The 25,765-nt window shown below is 66.7% G+C and carries 21 protein-coding genes; 16 read left to right on the forward strand and 5 right to left on the reverse strand.

The window, feature by feature from the left end; genetic code table 11:
- Nucleotides 1–213: 213 nt before the first annotated feature.
- Nucleotides 214–1,092 (reverse strand): helix-turn-helix transcriptional regulator, encoded by an 879-nt coding sequence (locus ACYR7D_RS19800; protein WP_459546018.1) that lies wholly within the window; start codon nt 1,090–1,092, stop codon nt 214–216.
- 187 nt (nt 1,093–1,279) lie between these two features.
- Between ACYR7D_RS19800 and ACYR7D_RS19805 the strand changes: the two genes are divergently transcribed.
- The 3 genes from ACYR7D_RS19805 to ACYR7D_RS19815 all read left to right on the forward strand — a co-directional run bounded on the left by ACYR7D_RS19805 (nt 1,280) and on the right by ACYR7D_RS19815 (nt 3,234).
- The gene (locus ACYR7D_RS19805; protein WP_459546019.1) at nt 1,280–2,140 is read left to right on the forward strand and encodes an SDR family NAD(P)-dependent oxidoreductase; all 861 of its coding nucleotides are present in this window, start codon (nt 1,280–1,282) and stop codon (nt 2,138–2,140) included.
- Between the two features lie 283 nt (nt 2,141–2,423).
- A complete protein-coding gene (locus ACYR7D_RS19810) occupies nt 2,424–2,657 on the forward strand; it encodes a hypothetical protein (protein ID WP_459546020.1) in 234 nt (77 codons plus the stop codon).
- Between the two features lie 133 nt (nt 2,658–2,790).
- A complete protein-coding gene (locus ACYR7D_RS19815) occupies nt 2,791–3,234 on the forward strand; it encodes a nitroreductase family deazaflavin-dependent oxidoreductase (protein ID WP_459546021.1) in 444 nt (147 codons plus the stop codon).
- 10 nt (nt 3,235–3,244) lie between these two features.
- Here the strand turns inward: ACYR7D_RS19815 and ACYR7D_RS19820 are convergent, their stop codons facing one another.
- Nucleotides 3,245–4,516, reverse strand: a complete 1,272-nt coding sequence (locus ACYR7D_RS19820) for a cytochrome P450 (protein WP_459546022.1) — start codon at nt 4,514–4,516, stop codon at nt 3,245–3,247.
- The gene (locus ACYR7D_RS19825; RefSeq protein WP_459546023.1) at nt 4,513–6,153 is read right to left on the reverse strand and encodes a class I adenylate-forming enzyme family protein; all 1,641 of its coding nucleotides are present in this window, start codon (nt 6,151–6,153) and stop codon (nt 4,513–4,515) included. Before ACYR7D_RS19825 ends, ACYR7D_RS19820 begins: the two co-directional genes overlap by 4 nt.
- Before the next feature lie 298 nt (nt 6,154–6,451).
- Between ACYR7D_RS19825 and ACYR7D_RS19830 the strand changes: the two genes are divergently transcribed.
- From ACYR7D_RS19830 to ACYR7D_RS19840, 3 genes are read left to right on the forward strand one after another with little or no spacing between them, the layout of a single operon-like run.
- Nucleotides 6,452–7,393 carry a prenyltransferase/squalene oxidase repeat-containing protein gene (locus ACYR7D_RS19830; protein WP_459546024.1) on the forward strand — a complete coding sequence of 314 codons (942 nt, stop codon included), beginning with the start codon at nt 6,452–6,454 and terminating at the stop codon, nt 7,391–7,393.
- Nucleotides 7,390–14,817 carry an SDR family NAD(P)-dependent oxidoreductase gene (locus ACYR7D_RS19835; protein ID WP_459546025.1) on the forward strand — a complete coding sequence of 2,476 codons (7,428 nt, stop codon included), beginning with the start codon at nt 7,390–7,392 and terminating at the stop codon, nt 14,815–14,817. Before ACYR7D_RS19830 ends, ACYR7D_RS19835 begins: the two co-directional genes overlap by 4 nt.
- A 5-nt stretch (nt 14,818–14,822) precedes the next feature.
- Nucleotides 14,823–15,659 (forward strand): alpha/beta fold hydrolase, encoded by an 837-nt coding sequence (locus tag ACYR7D_RS19840; protein WP_459546026.1) that lies wholly within the window; start codon nt 14,823–14,825, stop codon nt 15,657–15,659.
- Nucleotides 15,660–15,668: 9 nt separating this feature from the next.
- Here the strand turns inward: ACYR7D_RS19840 and ACYR7D_RS19845 are convergent, their stop codons facing one another.
- Entirely contained in the window at nt 15,669–16,526 is an 858-nt protein-coding gene (locus tag ACYR7D_RS19845; RefSeq protein ID WP_459546027.1) for a MaoC/PaaZ C-terminal domain-containing protein, read from the reverse strand.
- A 36-nt stretch (nt 16,527–16,562) separates the two neighbouring features.
- On the opposite strand from ACYR7D_RS19845, the gene ACYR7D_RS19850 reads away from it, so the two are divergent.
- Together ACYR7D_RS19850 and ACYR7D_RS19855 are read left to right on the forward strand one after the other, a co-directional pair.
- Nucleotides 16,563–16,751 carry a hypothetical protein gene (locus ACYR7D_RS19850; RefSeq protein WP_459546028.1) on the forward strand — a complete coding sequence of 63 codons (189 nt, stop codon included), beginning with the start codon at nt 16,563–16,565 and terminating at the stop codon, nt 16,749–16,751.
- Nucleotides 16,752–17,221: 470 nt separating this feature from the next.
- The gene (locus ACYR7D_RS19855; RefSeq protein ID WP_459546029.1) at nt 17,222–17,641 is read left to right on the forward strand and encodes a hypothetical protein; all 420 of its coding nucleotides are present in this window, start codon (nt 17,222–17,224) and stop codon (nt 17,639–17,641) included.
- A gap of 45 nt (nt 17,642–17,686) precedes the next feature.
- Here the strand turns inward: ACYR7D_RS19855 and abc-f are convergent, their stop codons facing one another.
- Nucleotides 17,687–19,294: a ribosomal protection-like ABC-F family protein gene (gene abc-f / locus ACYR7D_RS19860; RefSeq protein ID WP_459546030.1), complete on the reverse strand. Its 1,608-nt coding sequence runs from the start codon at nt 19,292–19,294 to the stop codon at nt 17,687–17,689.
- Nucleotides 19,295–19,447: 153 nt separating this feature from the next.
- Between abc-f and ACYR7D_RS19865 the strand changes: the two genes are divergently transcribed.
- The 8 genes from ACYR7D_RS19865 (at nt 19,448) to ACYR7D_RS19900 (ending at nt 25,690) form a co-directional block, all read left to right on the forward strand.
- Entirely contained in the window at nt 19,448–20,125 is a 678-nt protein-coding gene (locus ACYR7D_RS19865) for a TetR/AcrR family transcriptional regulator (RefSeq protein ID WP_459546031.1), read from the forward strand.
- Between the two features lie 185 nt (nt 20,126–20,310).
- On the forward strand, nt 20,311–20,664 hold the full coding sequence (locus ACYR7D_RS19870) for a WXG100 family type VII secretion target (RefSeq protein ID WP_459546032.1): 354 nt from the start codon (nt 20,311–20,313) through the stop codon (nt 20,662–20,664).
- Between the two features lie 23 nt (nt 20,665–20,687).
- Nucleotides 20,688–20,984, forward strand: a complete 297-nt coding sequence (locus ACYR7D_RS19875; protein WP_459546033.1) for a WXG100 family type VII secretion target — start codon at nt 20,688–20,690, stop codon at nt 20,982–20,984.
- Entirely contained in the window at nt 20,981–22,294 is a 1,314-nt protein-coding gene (locus ACYR7D_RS19880) for a hypothetical protein (RefSeq protein WP_459546034.1), read from the forward strand. Before ACYR7D_RS19875 ends, ACYR7D_RS19880 begins: the two co-directional genes overlap by 4 nt.
- A gap of 23 nt (nt 22,295–22,317) precedes the next feature.
- On the forward strand, nt 22,318–22,869 hold the full coding sequence (locus ACYR7D_RS19885) for a hypothetical protein (RefSeq protein WP_459546035.1): 552 nt from the start codon (nt 22,318–22,320) through the stop codon (nt 22,867–22,869).
- 107 nt (nt 22,870–22,976) lie between these two features.
- Entirely contained in the window at nt 22,977–23,207 is a 231-nt protein-coding gene (locus ACYR7D_RS19890) for a DUF4926 domain-containing protein (RefSeq protein ID WP_459546036.1), read from the forward strand.
- Between the two features lie 274 nt (nt 23,208–23,481).
- The gene (gene sigJ, locus ACYR7D_RS19895) at nt 23,482–24,426 is read left to right on the forward strand and encodes an RNA polymerase sigma factor SigJ (protein WP_459546037.1); all 945 of its coding nucleotides are present in this window, start codon (nt 23,482–23,484) and stop codon (nt 24,424–24,426) included.
- An 82-nt stretch (nt 24,427–24,508) separates the two neighbouring features.
- Nucleotides 24,509–25,690 carry an NAD(P)/FAD-dependent oxidoreductase gene (locus ACYR7D_RS19900; RefSeq protein WP_459546038.1) on the forward strand — a complete coding sequence of 394 codons (1,182 nt, stop codon included), beginning with the start codon at nt 24,509–24,511 and terminating at the stop codon, nt 25,688–25,690.
- Nucleotides 25,691–25,765 lie beyond the last annotated feature (75 nt).

Below are 25,765 nucleotides of genomic sequence, written 5' to 3' on the forward strand. Positions count from 1 at the left end.
CGGCGAGCCGATCGGCCCGTGGTCCCGGTTCCGGCCGAACCCGCTCGGAACCGGGACCGCGTGCCCGTATCGTTCGTCCACGCGGCGGCCACCCGAACGACTGTGCCACCGTTACGGTCCGGGCCGATGCCGGATCGTCGCGATCATCACCGACAACGCCATCGAGGCGATCATCGCGCCGGCCGAAGGACGCGGCTCTGGTCACCGCTCCCGCTAGGGTCCGGATGAAGGCTCGTGCGTCGTTTCCGCGCTCGGCCCGGTGAGCGTCCAACTGGCCAGGAGATCGAGAGCCCGGCGCGACGCCGACCCCGCTTCGGCGGTGTAGACGAACAGGGTCGTATCGGGGTCTCCCGGTAAGGTGAGTGTTTCGAACTCGACGGTCAGTTCGCCGACGAGCGGGTGGCGTAGCCGTTTGCAGCCGTGGGTGCGTTGATGCACCCGATGCTGCTCCCACCACCGATCGAACGCGGAACTCTGCTCGCGCAGTTCGGAGACGAGCCCGGCGCCGGCCCGGTCGTCGGGGTCCCGGCCGATATCGAGTCGCAGGCTTTCGACGGCGGCGCGGGCCTGGACTTCCCAGTCCACGAACAGCGACCGGGCGCTGTCGTCGAGGAACATCCAGCGCGCGTAGTTGCGTTGCCGTGGGGGCAGCCGCTCGAAGTCGGCGAACAGAGCCCGCGCCATCCGGTTGGCGGCGAGGATGTCCGTGCGCCGCCCGAGAATGAGCGCCGGTTCCCCGTCGAGAGCGTCGAGGAGCTGATAGAGGCCGGGGCGCACCCGCTGCACTCCGCGGGCGCGAGCCGGGGCGGGAGCCACTCCGATCAGGTCGTGCAGATGAGCTCTTCCCGCGTCGTCGAGCCCGAGGGCGCGTCCGATCGCGTCCACCACAGCGGGCGAAGGGGTGATACGCCGCCCTTGTTCGAGCCGGGTGTAGTAGTCGGTGGACACCCCTGCCAGCAGGGCGACCTCTTCGCGACGCAGCCCCGGCACGCGGCGCACCCGCCCGTCCGGAGGCAGACCCGCCCGGGCAGGGTCGCTCTGGCTGCGAGCGCGTTTGAGGAAGTCGGCAAGCTCGCGATTGTTCTCGGCCACGGATCCCAGTGTCGTCGACGACACGCGTTCCCGGGTGGTCCTGCGCGTCCTGGGTTGCCGGGTCCGCGGTTGTGCAGGGCTTGATATACGTCCCCGACGGCGATGCCGGTGGGGCACGCTGAACACATGCCACGGCGGGACGCTCCGCCGGCATTCCCCATTCCGTTCACTACCAGCGAGGATGATCATGACTTTTCCGACCGACCGGCCCGCCACCTGGTTCGTGACGGGGACCTCCCGCGGCCTGGGCGCGGAACTCGTCCGGCAGGTGCTGGCCCGCGGCGACAATGTCGCGGCCACTACGCGTTCCACCGAACGCTTGCTCGCGACGCTCGGCGATCGGGCCGGCACCGGCCGTCTGCTGCCGCTGACGGTCGACCTGCGAGACGAGACCCAGGTGAGGCAGGCCGTACAACGGACCACCGAACACTTCGGGGGACTGGACGCGGTCGTGAACAACGCGGGCTACGGTTTCCTGGCCGCGGTGGAGGAGACCAGTGACCGTGAGGTCCGTGAGATGTTCGATGTGCAGGTCGTCGGCGTATGGAATGTGCTGCGTGCCGCGTTGCCGATCCTGCGCGAGCAGCGCGGTGGCCATATCGTCACCGTGTCCTCGGTGCTGGGGCTGACCGCTGTCCCGGGCTGGGCACTGTACTGCGCGGGAAAGTTCGCGGTGGAAGGACTGAGCGAGGCCCTGGCCGCGGAGGTGGCCGACTTCGGTATCGAAGTGACCATCGTCGAGCCGGGGTATTTCCGCACCCGGTTCCTCACCGCCGAGTCGCTCGCTCTGCCCGCGCGGCAGACCGAGCACTACCCGGCGATTCGGGAAATGATCCGCGACCACCTCGCACTCCAGGGCAGCCAACTCGGCGACCCCGTCAAGGGTGCGGCGGCGATCATCGCCCGGGTCGTGGCCGGTGGGGGTCCGCTGCGCCAGTTGCTCGGCTCCGACGCCCACTCCTACGCCACCGCCAAGGTCGACGCCCTCAGGGAAAACCTGGTCGCGACCAGGGACAGCGCACCGGCCACGGACTTTCCCGCCGCCTGACCTGCGGGCCGGTCCACCCCACGGCGTTGTCGGCACGACGACGACCGGATCACCGCTCGCGTCTCCTCGGCGGCCATGATCGACGCGGCTACCGATGCGGTGTGATCATGCGGAGTATGAACGGTTCCCGCGAACCCGTCGCGTTCGGGAGCACGGCCGGTTGCCCGGCACGCGGCCCGGCCGGGCCCCGGACCGCGGGTGCCTACAGTAATTCGCGAGACCTTCCCAGAGATGACGAACAAGGCCGCCCGACCGCCGCAGTGGGGGCGCCTAGGGTGTCCGGATGACTGTTGTCGGCACCGTGGCGCGTGTCCCGATAGGTGGTATCGAGCGGCTGGTGTGCCATCCCCGGCTTCCGCCCGCAACGGCGACCGGTGAGTTGGTGGTCGCCACCGCCGGCGGCGAGCTCGTGCTCTTGTCGGTGCGTACCGGCCCCGCATCGGCCGATCTCGCGGCCATCAACTCGTCTCTCGCTTCGGCGGGCCCGAATTCGTCGCCGGGCTCACCGGCGCGGTAGGCCCGGTGCGCGAACCGTCGTGACGGATACCGGCTGTCGCCGGGAACCGTTACGCTGCCATGGCGAGTCGCATCGGGCGGCTCGTTATCCGTTTGCGGGCGTGGAGGAATCGCCCGGGTTGGAGGAGTGTGCGATGGCCGATGACGGGGTCAGGATTCCCGGCTGGCTGAAGCCGATGAATCGGGCGATGGTTGCTGTCAGCCGGGTAGGTGTCTCGTTGCCGATGGCGTTGCTCACCGTGGCGGGGCGGAAGTCGGGTAAGCCCCGGACCACGCCGGTGACTCCGTTCGAGTTCCAGGGCGTCGAGTATGTTCTGGGTGGTATTCCCGGGGCGGATTGGGTGCGCAATGTCCAGGCTGCCGATACCGCGGAACTGAAGGTCGGGCGGCGTCGGCGGACGGTGCGGCTGGTGGAGATCCCGGCGGCCGAGAGCGAGCCGGTGTTGCGCGAATTCCCGCGTCTCGTTCCCACCGGTGTGCCGGTGATGATCAAGTCCGGTGTGGTGACCAGCGATGACCCCGACGAGTTCGCCGCCTTGGCCGGCCGCTGCACACTGTTCCGCATCGAGGACGCCTGACGGACCTGCCCTACCGGGTCCGGACCGGCAGATACCGGGGCCCTCGAATGACCCGGGACGGGCAGTATTCGCCCGGTCCGACCGCCTCGAGGCGGGGATACCGCCGATAGAGAGCACGTAACGCGATTTCGCCCTCCAGCCGGGCCAGCCCGGCGCCCAGGCAGTAGTGCACACCGGCCGCGAAGGACAGATGGTCGCGCGCGTTCGGGCGATCGATATCGAATCGGTCGGGCTCGGTGAAGACGGCGGGATCGCGGTTGGCGGCCGCCAGCAAGGCCGCCACGGGTGTGCCCTTCTCGATCTCCCGGCCGGCCAGCTCCAGCGATTCGCCCGCCACGCGGACGCTGTATTGGGCAGGCGCTTCCCACCGCAGCGCCTCCTCCACCACCTGCGGAGCCTTGTCGAGGTCGTTCGCGAACAGCTCGCGTTGTTCGGGGAAACGTGACAGGGCGACAACGGCATTGCCGATGATGTTGGCCGTGGTCACGAAGCCGCCGATGAGAAGTGCCTGGCAGGTGGACACCAGTCCCTCCTCGGTCATCGCTCCTTGGTCCACCGCCTCGGTCAGTGCGGTGATCATGTCGTCGCCGGGTTCTTTGCGGCGCAGTGCGGTTACCGCGGCGAAATAGTCGGTGAGTTCCGAGAGCAGCACCTGCGTGCGCCGGCGCTCCCGGATACCGCGTGCCCCGTCGACCGTCGCGCCGAATTCGATACCCCAGCGCGCGAAGAGGTCATGGTCCTCCGGGGGGAGACCGAGGAGTTCGGCGATCACCAGACTCGGTATGCGCAGGGCGAATTCGCCGATCAAATCGACCGGTTCGGCGCGATCCAATCGATCCAGCCGACGCTCCACCAGATCCTCGACGAAGGCGCGTCTGGCGCGTATCTGCGCGGCACCGAACAGAGGCGCGACGATCTTGCGCAGCCTCGTATGCTCCGGCGGATTGGCCGATGCCAGTGAGTCGTCGAGCGGATGCACCAGGAAATCGGTCCGCTGACCGGGCAAGGGCCGGAGCCGCAGGCGCACCGCGGAAGTGGGTGCCACCTTGAACCGGTTGTCGCGCAGAACCTCGTTGCAGATCGAGTAGGTGGCGGACATGTGCAGGCCGCTGCGGCCACGCACCAGTTCACCGCCGGCCCGGATCCGCTCGTAGGCCGTATGTCCGGAGGCGCCGCGCGGCAGGTTCATGACAGCGGCGACCGGATCTCCCAGTACGGCCGATGTCTTCAGTCGTGCCGCGTTCCGGTACAGCCGGGTGATGGTGCGTAGTTCACCGCTCACGGACGGGCCTCCTGCACCGCTCGTAGCTTGGGCGCCCGGGTGATCTCCGCCTCGGTGAGTTCGGCTCTGATCCGTTCGCGCAGAACGTATTTCTTGATCTTCGTACCGGACATCGGCCATTCCTCGACGAACCGGACGTAGCGGGGTACCCGGTAGGTGGCGATATTGCCCAGGCAGAAGTCGATGATCTCCTGTTCGGTCGCCGTGGCACCCGGCTTCAATTCGATGTAGGCGGCCGGTACCTCCACGTAGTAATCGTCCGGCGCGCCGACGACCTGCGCGATGTGCACGGCCGGGTGGCGCAGCAGATATCCCTCCACCTCGACCGCCGAGACGTTCTCGCCGCCGACCTTGAGCATGTCCTTGAGGCGGCTCACGAAGGTGACCCGGCCGTCCGTGTCCATGACGGCGATATCGCCGGTATGGAACCATCCCTGCTCGTCGAAGGAGCGGGCCGTCAGTTCCGGGTCGTGGAGGTAACCGTCGAAGCAGTTGGTGCCGCGGAACAACAATTCGCCTTCCGTGCCCGGCGCGAGGTCGCGGCCGGTCTCCGGATCCACCACGCGGCACTCCATACCGGGCAGCGGATGCCCGCCGGTGGTCATTCGCTGCTCGTGGGTGTCGGTCTGCCTGCTCAGCGCCAGGAACGAGGAGGCCTCGGTCATTCCGAAACACGACACCTGGATCGCCTGCGGTAGCCGTTCTGCCATATCGCGCAACCGTTCCGGAACACCCACGGCCATGACGAGCCGGAGTGCCGACAGGTCTCGTCGGGCGAAATCGGGTTGGTTCAGGACCGGCAGCCATACGGTTTCGAAACCGGGGAGGGCGACGGTGCAGCGCTGCGCCTCCAGATGGTCCAGCGCGGTATCGGGCTGGTAGAACCCGACATGACAGTATCGGCAGCCGGCGTAGAGGGTGGCGATGGCGAAGGCCACGGCGCCGATGTGGAACAGCGGTAGCGGTGTCCAGACGCGATCGTGTTCGGTGAGCGAGAGCCGGGTGCGGGCGCCTGTGGCGAAACGCAGCAGGGACTCGTGGCTGATCATCGCGCCCTTCGGACTCGCCGAGGTTCCGGATGTGTACATGACCATGGCGGTATCGCGGACGCGCACCAGTTGCCGCCGGTCGCGGATCTGCGTCGCCGTCACGTGGCTGCCCGCATCGAGGAAGTCGGATTCGGATACCACGCCTTCGGGTGCCCGGTCGGCCGTGAGCATCACGACCTGCCGGAGTTCCGGGGCCTGCGTGAGCACCGAGTCGGGAACCGGGGTCGAGGGATGGACGAACAGCAGGCGCATCCGGGAATGCGTGATGACCTGCTCCAGTTCGTATTCCTTGAATCGGCCGTTGACCGGGACGGGTACGGCGCCGATCTTCGCGATCGCGAACAGTGTCGTGATCGAGTCCGGGCAGTTCGGAAGCAGGATTCCGACGGTCTCGCCCTGCGAGATACCCACTGCCAGCAGGGCGCGGGCGAGGGCGTCCGCGCGGGCGGCCAGCTGTCCGTAGTCGATCTCGGTGTCCGGGAACGCCAGCGCGACCCTATCCGGGTGGGCTCGCGCCCGCCGGTCCAGCAGATCGCCGAGGGTGGTGACATCCACCCAGTCGTAGTCGGTGATATCCTCGTCGCTCATTTCTGACTCCCGTCCACCGGAATACCACCTCCGGCGGCGGAATTGTACAGCGGCTACATAGCGATTCGAACGTTGCATAATTCTCATCGATGGGAACTTCGCGGATGGATTGCCTCGTGGTAGCTTCCTGCGGTATCGCACCGGCCGGTCCGGCGGTGGTAGAGGGTATCGCGTACGGAGTTGATTATGAACGAACTTTATCCGGCAAAATCGGGCCCGTGTCGGAATTCGATGCGATCGCGATAGCCCGGCCATGATCGAGCGGATATTCGCCGAACGCGATCTCACTGTCGACGCCGTGGTGGCGCAGGCCTTCGACTATTTCCGTCGGTGCCTGCAATCCGATGGATCCATTGCCGAAGACCCCTCGGTGGATGTATTCCAAGAATGGGATTCGGTCAACGCATTGAAGGCTATTGCGTTGTGGCAGAAGCGATTACCTCCCGAATCGGGTGAAGTTGTCGATAGTTTGCTGCGATTTCTGTCCGGGCGTGAGAAGTCGACGGGGATGCTCAGTTGGGGTGCGCTGGAAATAGCCCCGGGCGAATATTGCACCGAGACCAGTAGCGAATACATCCACGCGCTCGCGTTGCTCGGCCACGAGGACTCCGCTCGTCGAAAAGCGGAGTTCCTCCGCGGCAGGCAGTTGCCCGACGGGCCCTGGGAGGAAGTGCACAGTCATATTCCGAAGGCGTTCCAGCAGGAGTCGTCGGTAACTGGATTCGTGCTCTGTGCCCTGGATAAAACAGAAACCGATCCGGAGTACCTCGACGAGGCGCTGAATTTCTTGGCCAAGAAACAGAACGCGGAAGGCCACTTCGGTATCAACTGGTATTACTACTGCACCCATTATTATTTGATGCGCCCCGCCGTCGCCGCCCTGGCGGACTACGGCAACTACGCCGCCGTGGCGAAAGCGCGCGACTTCGTCCTCGCCCGGCAACGCCCGGACGGAAGCTGGTTCTCCCGGGTCGACGGCTTCCACGGCGAGCCCTCCGCCCCCGAACTCCAGACCGCGCTCGCCTTGGCGACGCTCGCGCACGCGGGTATGGATGCCGGTGAACCGGCGGTCCGGCGGGCGGTCGACTGGTTGCTCGCGCGGCGCCGGCCGGACGGCTCCTGGTTCGGCGGCCGCTACCCCTATCCGGAAACCGAGAGTTACCGCTCGTTCCGAGCGACTCAGGACGTATACACCACGGCGCAAGCGCTCGCCGCGTTCTATTACCTGGAGCAGAAATGACATACGCGGACGACGAGCCCGTCGCCATCATCGGTATCGGCTGCCGGCTTCCGGGTGGGGTCACTACACCCGAAAAGCTGTGGGAACTCCTCGAACACGGCGTCGACGCCATTTCGCCCACCCCCGCCGACCGGTGGGATGTCGACCATTTCTACTCACCCAAGCCGCAGCAGCCCGGCCGGATCAGCGCTCGGCGCGGCGGCTACCTGGACGAGGTGGACACATTCGACGCGGCGTTCTTCGGTATTTCGGGACGCATCGCCGAGCAGATGGATCCGCAACAGCGACTGCTGTTGGAAGTGAGCTGGGAGGCATTCGAGGACGCGGGCGTAGTGCCACGCTCGGCGGCGGGCACGCGGACGGGCGTGTTCATCGGCGCGTGCAGTCAGGATTACGGTGCGCTGCAATCGGCGCCGAGCGAAGTGGAAGGGCTCGGTCCGCATTCGGCGACGGGCACGTTCATGAGTATCGTCTCCAACCGCCTGTCCTACACCTTCGATCTACGCGGCCCGAGTATGACCATCGATACGGCCTGTTCGTCGTCTCTGGTCGCCGTGCATCTGGCCGTTCAGAGCCTGCGCCGCGGGGAAAGCGATCTGGCCCTGGCCGGTGGCGTCAATCTGATGCTGACGCCCCAGTTCGGTATCGCGTTGAGTCAGGCCGCCATGCTCTCGCCGGACGGCCGGTCACGCGCCTTCGACGCGTCGGCCAACGGATACGTCCGTGGTGAAGGTGTCGGTGTGGTGGTACTGAAGCCGCTGGCCCGCGCCGAAAGCGACGGTGACCGGATCTACGCGGTGATCCGGGGGACCGCGGTCAACCAGGACGGTCGTACCCAGGGCATCACGGTGCCCAGCGGCGAATCCCAGGCGGAGAACTTCCGGGCGGCGTTGGCGTCCGCGGGGATATCGCCCGGCGAAATCGGTTATGTGGAGGCACACGGCACCGGGACGCCGGTCGGTGATCCGATCGAAGCGAATGCCCTCGGCCGGGTACTGAGCACCGGGCGGGAACCGGACCGCAAGGTGCTGCTCGGATCGATCAAAACCAATATCGGGCACCTCGAGGCGGCGGCGGGTGTCGCCGGATTGATCAAGGCGGCGCTGTGTGTTCGCCACCGCCGTGTCCCGGCGAGCCTGCACTATCGAGAGGGCAATCCCGATATCGCGTTCGACTCGCTGCCGATCGAGGTCGCCGCGGCGTCCCGGCCGTGGCCCGAGGGGTACGAGACCGCCATCGCCAGCGTCAACTCGTTCGGTTTCGGCGGTACCAATGCCAATGTCGTCCTGTCCGAGCCCGGGCCGAAAAGCGCTGTTCCGGAACCGGTCGACTCCTCCGGCGGCCGGTTCGGCGGTCCCGCGCCGCGATCGGAGGGGGAGGTGGTCCCCACGGTGCTCACCTTCAGCGCGCGCAGCGAAACCGCCCTCGAGGCCCTGACCGAGGACTACGCACGAGCGCTGGAACACCCCGCAGCGGATCTCGCCGAGTACGGCGCGGCGAGCGCACTGCGACGTAGTCACCACGATCACCGCCGTGCCGTCGTCGCCACCGATACCGCGGCGGCCGTGGGTAAATTGCGGTCGGGTGATCTCGTCACCGGGCAGGTGACGCCGGGCCGCACCGGTAAGGTCGCCTTCCTGTTCAACGGTCAGGGGCCGCAGTGGTACGCGATGGGTCGTACCCTGCTCGAGACCTCGCCGGTCTATCGCGACAAGATCCTCGAATGCGACCGCGTCGCCAAGCAATACATCGACTGGTCCATCCACGAGGCGCTCACCGCCGACGAGGAATCCTCCCGTATCGGTGAGACGCGCTACCTCCAGCCGACCATGTTCGCCCTGCAGGTCGCGCTGGCCGAATTGTGGAAGTCCTGGGGGGTGTCCCCGGACGCGGTACTCGGCCACAGCATGGGGGAGATCGCCGCCGCCCATGTCGCGGGCGCGTTATCGCTGTCCGAAGCGTTGAAGGTGATCTGCCACCGGGCGCGGATCCAGGACGGCGCCGACCCGTCCGGCGGGATGATGTTCGTCGCCGTATCCGAACAGCAGGCACATGAATTGTGTGCCGCTCACCCGGACGAGTTGTGGGTATCGGCGATCAACAGCCCACGGGCCAGCACATTGTCCGGACGTCGGCCGGTTCTGGCGGCATTGGCCGATGAACTGAGCGATCGCGGGGTCTTCGCCCGGTTGCTGCGGGTGAACTGTGCGTGCCACAGCCAGGATATGGACCCGCTGCGCGAAGAACTGCTCGAGGCGCTGGGCGATATCGAGCATACGGCCACCCGCATTCCCCTCTATTCCACGCTCACCGGTGCGCGTATCGAGGGAACGGAGCTCGGCACCGACTACTGGTGGCGCAACTTCCGCCAACCGGTGCTGTTCGAGCCCGCGATTCGCGCCATGCTGGCCGACGGTTACGACACCTTCGTCGAACTGAGTCCCCATCCGGTGCTCGCGAATTCGGTCACCGAGATCACCGCCGACGCGGTGGTCGTGCCGTCGCTGGTACGTAAGAAGGACGACTGGGCCGTCTTCGGCGAGACCTTCGCCCGCCTCTACGTCGCGGGTTGCCCGATCGACTGGCAGCGTCGGTACCCGTCCGGTGCGCGGGTGTTCGACCTGCCCACGAACCCGTGGATCCGGCAGTCGTTCTGGAACGAGAGCAAGGTATCGCACCGGGACCGCACCGGTGCGCAACACCATCCGATGCTGCGCCGGGTGGACGGCCCCCGCCCGACCTGGGAGATCGGATGGGACGACCATCGACTGGCCTGGGTGCGGGAACACGATGTGTTCGGATCGGTGATCGTGCCCGGCGCCTCCTATGTGGAGGCCGTGCTGGCGGCGGCGGGTGAGCTGACCGGGCAGCGGTGCGCATTGGATTTCGTGGAATTCGAACGTGCGTGTGTGCTGACCGAGGAGCCGCAGCTCAGCCGGCTCGAACTCGATCCCGAGGCGGGAACGTTCGAATTCCATCAGCGGCCGGTGCGCGGCGACACCTGGCTGCGCAATGCCCGTGGGCGGTTCCATACCGTATCCGCCGAGGAAACCGATAACGCGTCGGCCGAATTCGACCTCGCCGCGATCCGGGACCGCTGCGCCGAGACCTTCTCGGCCGTCGATGTCTACGGCCGGTTCGCGCACCGCGGGTACGCCTACGGGCCGTCGTTCTGCGGTATCGACACGATCCACGTCGGAGACCGTGAGGCACTCGCGCGAATCCGGGTCCCGCGGATTCTGCGCAATCGACTCGCCGGCTATCTGCTGCATCCGGCGGTACTCGACGCGTGTTTCCAGAGCGCGATCCTGCACCCGCGCGCCGACCGCCCGGACGTCCTGTTGCCGACCAGCTATCTGCCGACCGGGATCGAGCGGGTGCGTCTGCACCGGGAGGTCGATCTACCGGTGTGGTGCTACACCCGTTCCCGCAAGAACGACGACGCCCTGCTCGTGGATATCTATCTGCTCGACGACCAGGGTGATGTGGTCGCCGAGTACACCTCGCTGACCGGTAAATCGGTACACCACGCGACCGAGGGATCCACCGACCGCGTCGACGACGATTTCTACGCTTTCAGCTGGCAGCCGAGTGGTTTGGTGACGCGGCCGGACCGCAGTGCGCTGGCGCTGGCGCCGAGCGAGTTGGCCGGCGAGTTGGCTCCGGTCACCCGGGAATTGTCCGAGCGGCTGGGGCGCGCCGAGTACGCCGAGGACTACCAGCGGGATGTGACGCGGCTGTGCGCGGCCTATGTGTCCCGATGCCTGGACGCCTTCGCCGTGGACGGGGATTTCACGGTGGCCGAACTCCCGGCGCTGCTGCCCAAGTACCGCCGGGCCCTGCAGGGGCTGCTGCGGTTGCCGGTCGCCGAGGGCGCCGTGAGCGAATCGGGCGGTCGCTATCGTATCGAGCGTCCGTGTGATACGGACGTGGAGAAGCTGTGGTCGGAGCTCTTCGCCCGGTACCCGGCCTGTGCCTGGGAACTCCTGCTGGTGCGCCGGACAGGTGGCCGGCTCTACGACGTCCTCGTCGGCCGGGTCGATCCCCTGGAACTGCTCTTCGCCGACGGCACACTGGTCGATACCGAGGCCATCTATCAGAACTCGCCGATCGCCCGGTTCTACAACCTGCTCGCTCGTCAGGTGGTGCGCCGCCTCGCCGAGACGTCCGATCACCGGCGGACGCTGCGGGTGCTCGAAGTCGGGGCGGGTACCGGCGGCCTGACCGCGAGCCTGCTGCCGGTACTGCCACCGGAACGCAGTGAATACGTGTTCACCGATGTATCACCCGCGTTTCTGTCCGCGGCGCGGGACCGGTTCCGGGACTTCGAATTCGTCGACTACCGGGTACTCGACCTCGAACACGATCTGATCGCCCAGGACATTCCGGCGGGAACGTTCGACCTGGTGGTGGCCTCCGACGTCGTGCACGCCACCGCCGACGTGAAGAAGACACTGCTGTACCTCCAGGAGGCGCTCGCGCCCGGTGGCGCGCTCGTCCTGGTGGAAGCGGCGCCCGACAATCCCTGGCTGGATCTCACCTTCGGTCTCACCGACGGCTGGTGGTCGTTCCGCGATCAGCGGGTCCGCCCGCACACTCCGCTGCTGTCCGCACAGGGCTGGTCGGAACTGTTGCGATCCGTCGATTACGACGACGTCGCGGCATTCGGCGACCCGATCCACTCCGGAGGCGGTTCGCAGACGTTGCTGGTGGCCCGGGCGCCGATGGAACCGCCGCTGCCCGAACCCCTCGATACCGGCGAAGTGTCCGGGAGCTGGCTCATCCTCGCCGCTACCGGCGATCCGCTGGCCGAGGCGCTGGCCGGACGGCTCGAACAGTACGGTGGGCGGGCGGTGACGGTCGATGATCCGGCGGATCTCGACCTCGCCGCAGCGGCACCGACAGCGATCGTCGATCTGCGTGACCAGCGGGCCGATACTCTCGATGCCGCCCTCACCGAGACCACGGTGCGCATTGTCGATCTCCTGCGCCGGGTGAGCGGAGCGGACTCCCGGATCTGGCCGAGGATAGTCGAGATAACCCGAGGCGCTCACGCCTTCCGCGGCGAGGACATCGACCCCACCGGGGCCGCGGCCTGGGGTATCGGTGCTGTCGCGGCGCTCGAACTGCCTCAGCTGCGGTACACCGTGATCGACCTCGAGGCGCAGCCGTCCCCGGCGGATGCCGACGCGGTATGGGCGGAACTGCTCACCACCGATCAGGAGCGTGAGGTACTCATCCGGGCGGGTGAGCGTTTCGTGCGGCGGCTGCGCCCCTGGACACCGCGGCCCGAGACCGGGACCGGTGCGGAGCTGCCACCCGGACACGGGTTCGTCCTGGGCACCTCGGGTCCGGGCTCGCTGGACGGTCTGCACTACACAGCGCGCCGGCACACCGTGCCCGCCGCCGGTGAGGTGGAGATCGAGGTGCTGGCCGCCGGTCTCAACTTCCTGGACGTGATGATGGCGCTCGGCCAGGTTCCGCCACTGGAATCGGCGACCGAATACCGATTCGGTGCCGAATGCTCCGGGATCGTCACGCGGGTCGGGGAGGGCGTCACCGAATTCCGGGTGGGGGACCCGGTGGTGGCGGTGACTCCGATGCAGGGAGCGCTGGCCGACCGGCTCGTCGTCTCCGCGGCGCATGTGGTGGCGAAACCGTCCACGCTGAGCTTCGAGGAGGCCGGTTCGATTCCGATCGTCTTCCTCACCGCCTGGTATGCCCTGCACGAGCTCGCTCGGCTGACCGCGGGCGAGCGGGTGCTCATCCATGCCGCCGCGGGTGGCACCGGTCTGGCCGCGGTACAGATCGCCCGGTTGCTGGGTGCGGAGGTGTTCGCGACCGCGGGCAGTCCGGCCAAGCGGGAGCTGCTGCGCACCCTGGGGGTGCGGCATGTCTTCGATTCACGTTCGGTGGATTTCGCCGACCGGATCCGCGCCGTCACCGCCGGCGGTGGGGTGGACGTCGTGCTCAACTCGCTGACCGGCGAGGCGGTGGAACGGAGTATCGCCTGCCTCGCCCCGTACGGGCGGTTCGTGGAACTGGGTAAGCGTGATCTCCTCCAGGACCGGAAGGTGGGACTGCGCCCCTTCCTGCGCAACCTGTCCTACTTCGGCTTCGATCTGCGCCAGATGCTGGTGGATCGACCCGGCGCCACGCACCGGGTGTTCCGAGATCTGATGGAGCGTTTCGCCGCCGGTGACCTGCGTCCGCTGCCGTACCGGCTGTTCCACCCGTCGCAGACCGAGGCGGCGTTCCGGCATCTGGCCGCTGCGCGGCATATCGGCAAGGTCGTACTGTCCATGAACGAGCGGGAGGTCGCGGTGCTGCGGGCGCCGCAGCCGCCGAGCATGGACGGAACATGGCTGATCACGGGCGGTCTGGGTGGTTTCGGGCTCGCCATGGCCGATGCGCTGGCGGAATCCGGCGTGCGGGATCTGGTGCTGCTCGGACGTTCCGGTATCCGCGACGAGGAGACGGCCGCCCGGGTCTCCGCACTGCGGGAACGCGGGGTGCGGGTATCGGTCGAGGCGGTGGATATCGCTTCGCGGCCCCAGCTCGCGGCGCTGCTCGAGCGCATCGACGCGGAACTTCCCCCGTTGCGCGGGATCCTGCACTGCGCCATGGTGCTCGACGACGCGCTGTTGGCCGATATGACCCCCGATCGAATCCGGAAGGTGCTCGCGCCCAAGGCTTTCGGCGCATGGCACCTGGACGAGCTGACCGCGGATCTCCCGTTGGAGGCATTCGTGCTCTTCTCGTCCGCGACATCGATGATCGGCAACCGGGGACAGGCCAACTATGCCGTGGCCAACGCCTTCCTGGATCAGTTGGCCCACGCCCGGCGCGCCCGTGGCCGCACCGCGCTTGCCGTGAACTGGGGCGCGATCTCCGACGCCGGATATGTGGCGCGGCACGACGAGGTCGGCCGCCTGGTGGCGGCGACCGGTATGCGCGGGTTCACCTCGGCGGCCGCGTACCGGGCGCTGACCACCCTGTGGGCCACTCCGGTGCCCCAGGCGGGTGTGCTGCCGATGGATTGGTCGGAGTTCTTCGGACATCACGGCATCACCGCGGACGAGCACCCGCGGTACGAGCATCTGTCCGGTCGCGCCGCCGAGGGTGCGATGGTCGGTGCGGGTGGTTCACTGCGTCAACAGCTGATGGCACGGGGCGAATCCGCTCGCGGGGAGTTGGTCACCGCGGCGCTCGAAACCCGTCTGGCCGCGGTCCTCGGTATACCACCGGAGTCGCTGGACAAGAACATGCCGTTGATGGACTATCTCGATTCCCTCCTCGCGGTCGAGATCAGTGCCTGGCTGGAACGCGAGCTGGGTACCAAGGTCACGATCATGGAACTGATGAAGGGACCAAGCGTGTTGGAACTGGCGGATATGGTGCTGGACAGGCTCGATAAACAGTGACGGCCATGGAGGAGGTGTCGTTCGCGCTGCCCCGCGCGGGTATCACACTGCACGGGAAGCGCAGTGTGAGCGGGCGCGGGCTGCCGGTGTTGTGCCTGCACGGCATTCTGGACAATTGCGCGAGCTTCGATCCGCTCGCCCACCGGCTCCCCGAGGTGGACCTGATCGCCGTGGACCTGCCCGGCCACGGCCGGTCGGACCCCATTCCCTCGGCGACCTGTCACTATCTCGACTACGCGGCCTGTGTCCTGGAATTGGCGCATACCCAGGGCTGGGATCGTTTCCGGCTGATCGGGCACTCGCTGGGTGGGGCGGTGTCCTCACTCGTCGCCGGTATCCACCCGGACAAGATCGATCGGCTGGTGCTCGTCGACGCCATCGGGCCGTTGTCCGCGGAACCCGATCGCGCGGTGGCCGGTCTCGCCCGCTACCTGGACACCTATCTGCGCGGCGACCGGCATCCGGTCTACCGCAGCCCTACACACGCCGTGAAAACGCGCGTACAGCTGGCCGATATCCTGCTCGAAACAGCGGAGGCGCTCGTGGAGCGCGACCTGGTCGAAGTCGACGGCGGTTATTCGTGGCGGCACGATGTGCGCCTCAACCGAGGGATGACTCCGTCCATGGGCGAGGAGCAGGTGCTCGCCTTCCTCCGCAACATCACCGCCCCGACCCTGTTGGTGACCGCCGAGCGTACCGCGCTGGTCGAGTCCTACTATCCGGTGCGGATCAATACCGTCCCGAAGCTGCGGGAGGTAACCCTTTCGGGCGGACACCATCTGCACATGGAGAACGCCGACGCGGTGGCGGAGGTGGTGGCCGGCTTCCTGGAGGCCGGCTGATCGCCCCGTTCAGCGGGTGTGCAGCACGCCGGTCAGTACGCATTTGTCCGCCCGGGCCGGTACCGAGGTCGCGAACACGTGGTGGTCCTGCGCGCTCCACATCCGCGTGCGCAGCGTCTCCCCGGGGAAGACGATTCCGCGAAAACGCGCCGTGTACTGCCGCATACGGGACACGTCGCCCTCCAGAACGGCGTCGACGATGGCGCCGCAGACCATCGCATACGTGCACACACCCTGCATGATCGGGGCGGGGAGACCGGCCGCGCGGGCGAAGGCGGCATCGGTGTGCACATTACCCCGCATCGAGTTCCCGAGACCGCAGCGCTGATACCACACGGCTTGCTGGGGCGCCGTCGGTGTAATGGTCTCCGCGTCCGGTTCGCGGTCCGGGACAGGCGTCCGACCCGGCCGTAGGCGGTCCGCGGGGTCGCCGTTGCCTTCGCCGCGTGCGTGAACGCGGGAGATACCGGAGACCATGGCGGTGCCGTCGGCGTCCAGCAGTAGCGTGCGCTGCACCAGAACCGCCGCGTCGCCGTGCTCCTCCACCGCGAGGATTTCACTGTGGCAGCGGGCCGATCCCGCGCAGGGGATCGGGCGGTGCACCGTCAGTTGCTGTTCCAGCTGGAGGAGGGTGGTCAAATCCAGCCGGATACCCGGGAAACGGACCTCGGGCGGTTCGGGATGATAGAAGTCCGGGGACACCACGCCGAAGGCTCCGGGTGCCGTCAGGGCGAATGCCGGCAGAACATCCCGCTGGTTCGCCGGTTGAGCGACAGCGAAGCGATACCGGGCCGTATCCGATTCGTCCCAGTGGAAATCCTGCTCGGGAGTCCGGAATCCGACCGCCCGCTGCCGATCGATGGGCATAGGGCGCTCTCCTGTCGGTCCGGGCGGGCTTGGGCCGTGCGGACCAATCTACTCGCCGGCGGTGATGCCCACCGGGTGGCGGTGAACTACGACGTCGCCGAAGCCGGTGCGCGTATCTCCTCTGGTGGTCATCGAGCCGTTCCCAGCAGTGGCCGGATCACGGCGTGTGCGAGCTTTTCGGCGGTGGTGCGCGCAGCGGCCGACGCCTCGGGTCCGTGCGCGTAGTAGCGGAGGCAACCAGGCGTAGCCGGTGGTCATGGCGTGCACCTCGATCCGGTCGCCCAGGAAATGCATGGCGGGACCTCGTGCACCTGAGCGACCGTTCCGGTCGGTGCCGCCGGTTCTTCGCTGTTCGGCCTGGAAGCGCGCGACCCGCGGTTCCGCGGCCCGAGGAGGGCCGGATGCGTTGCCACTGGTGGGTACAACCGCGCGTGACCGAACGCTTACGGTTGGGTAGGGCACCGCCGAAAGATGTTGCCGCTTGTATCGCCAGAAGGGAACCTGTTGTCGGCATGAGTGAGGGACCACCGCACTGGCTGTCGACATCGCGTGAGCATCACGTTGTCGTTCTGCAGAAAACGCCTATCGTCTCCTATCCTTTCGGGAAGCGGGAGCAGCCGGAACCCGATGCCGCCAGCGGTGTCTCGACCGAAGATCCCAGAATCATGCACGGCCGTGTCGTCCCGTCACCACAGATGGACAACCCTGTTGACGAACCGAACGATAAGGACGCGCCCGCACCCGAAAGACGCTCCTCGGAGCACGGGCACACCAGCGAACTCGACCACGTGTCTCCGCCGACCGCCGTAGCCGGGAACGATGCCGAACGTGCCCCCGAGCCGATACCGCAGGCGCTGGCCCTGGCTCAGGTGCGTAAGGACATACACGTCGGTGATTCCGGCATCGGCCCGGCATCCTCCGGCAAGCTTGTGGCCGAGCGGTTCAGCGTCGGCTGGATCGTGTACTCACCCGCGATCGGAAGGCAACGCACCACCGCGATCTACTACGTCACCGACGACGGAAACCTCGAAAGGAATTCGTCCGTGGCAGATCCGTCCGCTTACCTGAAAGACGTCGAGCAGCGGTTCTGGCAACGCCAAGCCCTGTTCGGGTAGACCGACCCGGTCTGTGAGTAGTGATCGAAGGGTTGTGATCGAAAATCAGACCGAGGCCGGTGCGCGCAGATCGAGCCGGGCGCCACGCCAGCGCTCCCGGAACCGGCGATCGTGGCTGACCACCACCAGAGCGCCTCGATAGTCGGCCAGGGCGGCTTCCAGTTCCTCGACGAGTCCGGGCGAGAGGTGGTTGGTGGGCTCGTCCAAGAGCAACAGCTCCGCCGGCTCGCTGACCAGCCGTGCCAGTTCGAGCCGCTGCCGCTGCCCGGTGGACAGATCTTCCACCCGGTGCGTGAGCCGGTCGCGGGTGAACAGACCCAGCGACAGCAGGCGTTCGGTGTGCTCGCCGGCCTGCCCCGAACGGCCCTGGACGAAGGCGGACAGCAAGGTCTGACCGGGTACCGGGGGAGGCGGTTCCTGAGCGAGATACCCGGCTCGGCCGCGACGGATCACCGTGCCGCGGTCGGGCGTGAGCTCGCCCGCCAGTATCCGTAGCAGCGTGGACTTGCCCGCGCCGTTCGGGCCGGTGATCAGCAGTCGTTCTCCCGCCGACACCCGCACGCTCGTGGGGGAGAGCCTGCCGTCCACCGCGATATCGGTGGCCTCCAGGACGACCCCCTGCGCGCGTCCCGCCGGGGGCACCGCCCTGAACCGCAAGGGTTCCGGGGGTGGCGGTACCGGATCGGCCAGTAGCCGCCGCAGGCGTTCCTCGGCATTGCGGACCCGGCCCGCCAGCGACTGCTGCACGCGGCCACCCGCCCGGTCGTAGGCCATCTTGTTGTTGTCCTTCATCGCGCGCCCCGGTGCGACCCGCCGTGCCGTGGTGGCGATGGTTTCGCGCAGCCGGTCGGTCTCGTCCTGCCAGCGCAGATGGTCCTGGGCCCAGCGTTGCCGCGTCGCCGCGCGTTCGGCGAGGTAGCCGCGGTAACCGTTGCCGTGGCGCACGACGCGGCGCCGGTCGGAATCCACTTCGAGCAGCGTGGTCGCCACCCGCTCGAGGAAGGTGCGGTCGTGGGAGACGGTGACCGTGGTGCCGCGCCGAGTTCGCAGGTGGTCCTCCAGCCAGGTCAGCGCGTCATCGTCGAGATGGTTGGTCGGCTCGTCCAGCAGCAGCACCTCGGGTGCCGCGGCGAGCAGCGCCGCCAGGCGCAGGCGGACCTGTTCCCCACCGGACAGTTCACCGACCACTTGGTCACGCGGAACCACTCCCAGGCCGAGTCCGTGCAGAGCCCGCTCTACCCGGGCATCGGCATCGTAACCGCCACGCAGCTCGAAAACCGTTGCCAGCTCGGCGTATTCGTCCAGGTGGGACTCGTCACCGGCGGACATTTCCATTTCGAGACGGCGCATCCGGTCTTCGATCCGCCGCAGCTCGTGCAACGACCGGTCGATGATCTGCTGGACGCTCAGGTGTGGGGGGAGTTGTTCTTCCTGAGCGAGATAGTCGACGCCGCCCTCGGCGTGCACGACGATTTCGCCCTGATCGGGCTGTTCGCGTCCGGCGAACAGGCGCAGCAGCGTGCTCTTACCGGACCCGTTCTCTCCGATGATCCCGGTGCGTTCACCCGCGCCGAACGAACAGGTGACCGCATCGAGAACCGTGCGGCCGTGGAAGGACTTGCCGACCGCGAGTGCGGTGATCTGAGTGGGCACGAACTACCTCCGAAGTATTCGAGGACGACACGGTCAGGGGTGACCGCTGAGCCTGGGGAACACTTCGGATGAGCATTGGCGACCTCATTAGTGCGACGGATGTTGCGTTAAGATGATGGCACATCACGTCCCGCCGAGCAACCGGATAGCCCCATGACCCCTGCCGAAGAGGCCGCTGCCCCGCCGCGGCCACGCCCGGGCGGCCGCACAGCCCGCGTTCGCGCCCAGGTCCTCGCGGCCGTCGAGGCGGAACTGACCGAAAACGGCTACGACGCGATGACCGTCGATACGGTCGCCGCCCGCGCGGGCGTACACCGCACCACCGTGTATCGCCGTTGGCGCGATGTAGGCGGTCTGATCGCCGATGTGTTCGCCGCCGCGACCGACCTGGATTGGCACCCACCCCACACCGGTTCGCTGCGCGGTGACCTCACGGAATTGAACCGCGAGATACAGGATTCGCTCACCGAGGAACCGTCGATCGCGCTGGCGCTGATCGCGGTGTCCTTCCGGTCGGAGGACGCGGCACGAGCGCTGCGGCGACTGTGGGAGGACCGCTATACGCAGTGCGAGATCATCGTGGAGCGCGCGATCGAGCGCGGTGAGATCCCGGCCGAAACCGACGCGCGCGCAGTGCTTGTCGCGGCTACGGCGCCGGTGTATCACCGGTTGGTGCTGTTGCGTGCTCCGGCCGATACCGGTTTTCCGGAGAGTGCGGCCGCGGCGGCGATGTCGGCCGCGCGGACCGGTGCTTTCGGGTCAATAGTGGCGGAAGCCGATACTGGTGAAACACGCAGTGGATCGGGGGCCCAGGGCATCCGAGTGCGTTGACGCTGCTGCCGGCGTCGTCATCGGGCCGGTGGGTATCGGGATCGTTTCGCTCATATCGCTGGAGAATTCGGTTCACAGGAATGATTCCGGCCGAACGGTGAAGCCGTGGTTGAGCAAGGGACTGGGGATATCGACCTGGATGCTGTTCCGTGGGGTTCCGGTCGACGCGCGGTCGGTCGGGTAAGGTGAGTCCGGTTGCCGCAGTGTGGGGGTGGGTCATTTCCGAGGCCGAGAATCCGACGTCGGAGTTGCGGGTCGTTCCCGACGAGGTGGTCGATGCCGGTCAGTTCGTGCAGCAGACGGCGGATGCGCTGGTGAACGCCCGGCACTCGCTCGACGCCGATATCGACGGTCTCCTGCAGGTGTGGAAAGGTGTCTCGGCCACCTCCTATCAGGCAGGTTGGCAGGAGACCAAGCAGGGCGCGATCACCGTGTTGGAAGCCCTGGCGAATATCGCCGAGTTGCTCGGGGTGAACAGCCGCACCTATGTCGAGCAGGATCACAGCAACTCGCAGGGTTACGGCTCGCTGAACATCTGAGCGTGAGACACGGAGGGGAAGCGATGGACGACAGGGCATTTCAGGTAGACCTGGCGGAGTTGGAGAACATCACCTCACGGGTGGCGGGCTTCGTCGGTTTCCTCACCGACAGCCTCACCGGCCTGGAACAGCGAATGGCGGCACTGCATCAGACCTGGAGCGGAGACGCGGCCATCGCGCAGGCCGATGCGTTCCGGCAGTGGGCGGCGGGAGCCACGGATGTGGCCGAGGGAATCGACGTGATGCGTCAGGCCGCCCTCGCCGCCCGCGACCGGTATACCGCCGCGATCGAGGCGAATCGGCAGATGTTCGGCCGATGACGGCCATCAACGTCGCCCCGAGCGTCTACTACGAGGCGGCGACCATCTGCAGCGCCGCCGCTGTCGCGTTCTTCGAGGCGGTCACCACCCAATTCGGTGAACTGGCACGCCACACCACCGATATGGCGGGCAGCATCGGAGACGGAAAAGTCTGGGCCGGCTCATACGACCAGCAGACCACCGAGACCTATCTGCTGTTCGAATCCTTGATCGGCGCGATCGACAACTACTCCGACATCCTCATCGAAGCCGGCTACAACTACGCTCTCGCCGACTACGACGGAAACGGGCCCGCACCGCAGCGGCCGGCCACCCCACAACCGGCTCTGACGGTATGCCCGGTGATGCCGCCTTCCGCCGGTGGGCCGGGTAACGGCCTTGTCGACGACGGACTCGATCTCGCGGCGCAGATCGGAGTCCCGATACCGGACGGCGACGCCGATAAACTGGCGAAGGCGGCCGGTTGCTGGAACACACTGGCCACGGGGCAGGCGACCGCGAACCTCCCGGCCGAACTGGAACGCGCGGCGGGGTTGTTCCAGGAGGTCACCGCCCCCGATGTCTCGTTCATCGACGAGGACCTTCGAGAGCTGAAATCCTCGGCCGAGGATCTGCTGACGACATTCGCCGATCTCGCGACCGCGTGCCGGGATCAGGAAGCGGCGCACCGCAAACTTCGCGCCGATCTTGCTGCCGTCCTGACGGAATTCGCCGAGGACATCGGCAAGGAAATCCTTGTCACCGTTGCCTTGAGTGTTGCTGCCTCGGTGGTCAGCTTCGGTATGGGTAGCGCCGCGGTGGCCGCCATTCGGGCGGGGAAGTTCGCAACGAAGGTCAAGCACTACGTCGACAGACTGCGCAAGGTCATGGACACCGTAAAGTTGAAGACGGTGGTGACTCTTCAGAAATCCGTGCCCAGTAGTCGGCAGAAGCTGCAGCGCATCATCGATCTGACGAAGAAACACGGCGATGAAGCCAAGAAAACGAAGATGACCCCCGAGCAGATCCGGGCTCGGGTCCAACAGATCGGTGATGAGGTGAAATCACGGCCGAAAGGTTCCGAGCCAAGGAACCCAGAATATCTGGCCGCGAAATTGAGCGAGCTCGGCCTCGATCACGACGAGGCCGTAGAAGCGACTATTCAGGCAACCGAGATAGCGTTCGGTGCGAACTCTGGTACGGCACCCGCAATCGGTGGCGGAACTGCGTTGCTTCCTCGTTCGGCCCACCACGAACTGGTAATGATTATCAAACCCGACGGTTCGGTGGTCGCTGCCAGAGGTAAAGTAACTGATTTCGTCGATTACTAGAACAGGATGGGAACGGAGAAAACGTGAGCGATCCTCGACTGCCCGGCCCGCTGGACCTGGAGATAGACCTTCTTTTGGGCATGCGTTGCGATGAGAAGCTCAAGCTCGCCAAGCTGCGAGAGTTGGGTATCACCTACGATTCGGCGAAGAAGATCGCGGAGAACGTCGCTCAATATATCCGGTTCGGCAGGCAGCAGTTCGAGAACTCACGGTTGATCCTGGGGGTAGATGCTACGCAAGAGGAGAATCCCAGTCTCACCTATAGACTGACGCTCTGGCCGGATTTCGATTTCGTGGTCAAGAGCGAATCGGGACTTTGGTGGATGGCGCGTTTCGTGCGCGCTGCTGATTCGCCGAAGCCGGACCTGTCATCGCCTGCGGATCTGGCGCCATGGACCGCCTGCATTCAGGACTTCGAGGAGGAGTTCGACTCCATTCGCTGCACCGATGCCTTTCCGCCATGGGAGGAATTTGTTTTCGAGACCACTACAGGAACGTCGTACGGAGCGGATTTCAGCTATGGCCTACTGCAGCAGATCGAAGTCATGCCGACGAATACGGCCCCGGACCGGTAGCAGGTGGCTGAGGCCTGGATATCTCTTGACAGGGCATGCCTGGTTCAGGAATCGAGATCATCCCAGGAAATCCCTGGTGTAGCGGGGTGTTCGCGGCAAGGAGTGGAGTGTACAAGGAAGGCGATGCAGTAAAGTTATTGCAGGGAGTATCTCCTGGAACAAGGGCTTTCTGGGTCGGCTCCGGCAGGGATGAAATACCGGAAAACAGCGTGGGTGCGGTGGTTGCCGTATACAACGTCGAGTCACTGGCTACTGCCTATGAGGTTGAATTTGTGGCTGCCGACGGTGAAACACTTGGAATTGTGACGTTGCACGACTCCGATATAGCGCCCCCGTGAATTCTCCTGGTCCGGCCGCTCTGCCGTTGCGTGTTTCACGAGGTCGGCGGATCACCGTCGCGTCCCTCACGGTCGGCGTGATCTGCGGCCTGCCCGGGCCATTGCGTAGAAGGCATTCTCCGAACGTGGTGGTCCCAATGCCCAGTCCCCGATAATGTGACTACCTCTCCTCCACCGGGGACAGGCCAGGCCCACACAGGCAAGGTGTGGGGTGATGTCGGCGTGGCGTTCGTAACGGTTCGCGGCGGCGGCCGGCGGCGATTAACCTCGAGCCATGTCGGCCGGTACGCGCGAAGTCGAGGTGTTCGAGAACTCCAGGGCGCGGTTGGAGGCGATCGCGTACCGCCTGTTGGGTTCGGCGAGCGATGCCGAGGACGCGGTGCAGGATACGTTCATGCGCTGGCATGCCGCCGACCGCGAGTTCATCGAGACGCCCGAGGCGTGGCTGACGAAGGTGCTCACCAATATCTGCCTCAACCAACTCGCTTCGGCGCGGGTGCGGCGAGAGGCGTATGTGGGCCAGTGGCTACCCGAGCCGATCCTTACCGGAGACCGTATGTTCGGACCGGCCGACACCGTCGAGCAGCGCGAATCGGTGTCGATCGCCATGCTCACCGTGATGGAACGGCTGTCGGCGAAGGAACGCGTCGTGTACGTGCTCCGCGAGGCATTCGGCTACGCGCACGGTGAGATCGCCGAAATCCTCGAACTCACCGAGTCGAACTGCTATCAGATCTACCGGCGCGCCAAACAGCGCGTGGCCACCGACCGGACCCGCGTGGAGGTCGATGAGGCCGCCGCCCGCAGGGTTGTCGAGGAATTTCTGGCCGCGGCGCTCAGCGGCAACACCGACTCGCTGGTGCGGTTGCTGGCCGATGACGTGGTCAGCGCGGGCGATGGAGGTGGCGTGGTGACGTCTCTGCCGCATCCGGTCACCGGCGCGCTGCGGGTGGCGCGGTTCCTGCGCCGCCTGTTCGAGCCCACCGCGGACAAGTGGGCGATGATCGGCGGTCGTGCCGATCTGTTCGACGCGATGGTCAATGGCGTACCCGCGGTGGTGATCGTGGTCGGCGATCGGGTCGTCGGCGTCATCGCCCTGGAAGTGACCACCGACGGCATCGCGGCCGTCCACACCCAGGCCAACCCGAGCAAGCTCGAACGGGCTACGCGCCACTGGGCCGTATCCGAGCACGCGGACCCCCTCGTCGCGGGATGGTGACATAGATCACAGTCCAGTTCTGTCAGGTTTCGCGGTGCTGTCCGGTTCAGGAAGCGAACACCACCCAGACAGGAGTGAGACCATGAAGCACCGCATCGTTGTTCTCGGCGCCGGATATGCCGGAGCCAACGCCGCCGGTCGCCTGGCCGGGCGGCTGCACCCCGCCGATGTCGAAATCACCCTCGTCAACGCCGACCCGAAGTTCGTCGAGCGGGTCCGCATGCACCAGCTGGCGACGGGACAGGAGCTGAAGAGCCGCGTGCTGGCGGATATCTTCGCCGACACCGGTGTGCGGGTGCGGCCGGCGCGAGTGACCGCGGTCGATGCCGACCGCAAGACGGTCGACATCGCCGCCGCCGACGGCTCCCACGAGATCGCCTACGACACTCTCGTCTATGCCCTCGGCAGCGCAGCCGCCCACGGCGGTGTACCCGGTGTGGCCGAGCACGCCTACGACATCGCCGGCGAGCAGTCCGCGCTGCGGGTGCGCGAGCGTCTGGCGAGCCTGGGCGCGGGGGCGGCCGTACTGGTCGTCGGAGGTGGACTCACCGGTATCGAAGCCGCCACCGAAATCGCCGAAGCCCGACCGGACCTCGAGATCACCCTCGCCGCTCGTGCCGGCCTCGGCGACTGGCTGGGCACGAAAGCCCAACAACACCTGCGCAAAGCGTTCGACCGGCTCGGCATCACCGTGCGTGAGCACACCGAGATCGCCCGCGTCCAGCCGACCGGTGCGGTCACCACCGACGGCCGCACGATCCCGGCCGGAACAACGGTGTGGACAGCCGGTTTCGCTGTCCACCCGATCGCCGCGGCCACCACTCTGCAGGTGTCGGCGACCGGGCAGATCGTCGTCGACGACACGATGCGGTCGGTCTCACACCCCGACGTCTACGCCGTCGGCGACGCCGCGCTCGCCCCCGGCGCGAACGGTGATCCGCTGCGCATGTCCTGCGCTTCGGGAATCCCTACGGCCTATCAGGCCGCCGACGCCATCGCCGCACGCCTGACCGGCCGAAAGATCCCCCGCAATTCGATCGGCTACACCGCCCAGTGCATCAGCCTCGGCCGCCGTGACGCCGTCATCCAGTGGGTCACCCCCGACGATGAGCCCAAGCCCTCCGCTCTCACCGGCCGGACGGCCGCACGAGTCAAGGAGTTCATCTGCAAGAGCGCGGCATGGAGCATCTCGCACCCGACATCGATGCTCCCGTCCCGCCGCCGCATCACCACGGCCGAGCCGACCCGCACCCTCACCGCGTGAGGGCACGCCCCTACCGGCCGTGTTGCCCCTACCGGCCGTGTTGTCTTCGGGAAGAATGGCCGGTCGAGTGTAGGG

It is taken from the genome of Nocardia sp. X0981, assembly GCF_977089955.1.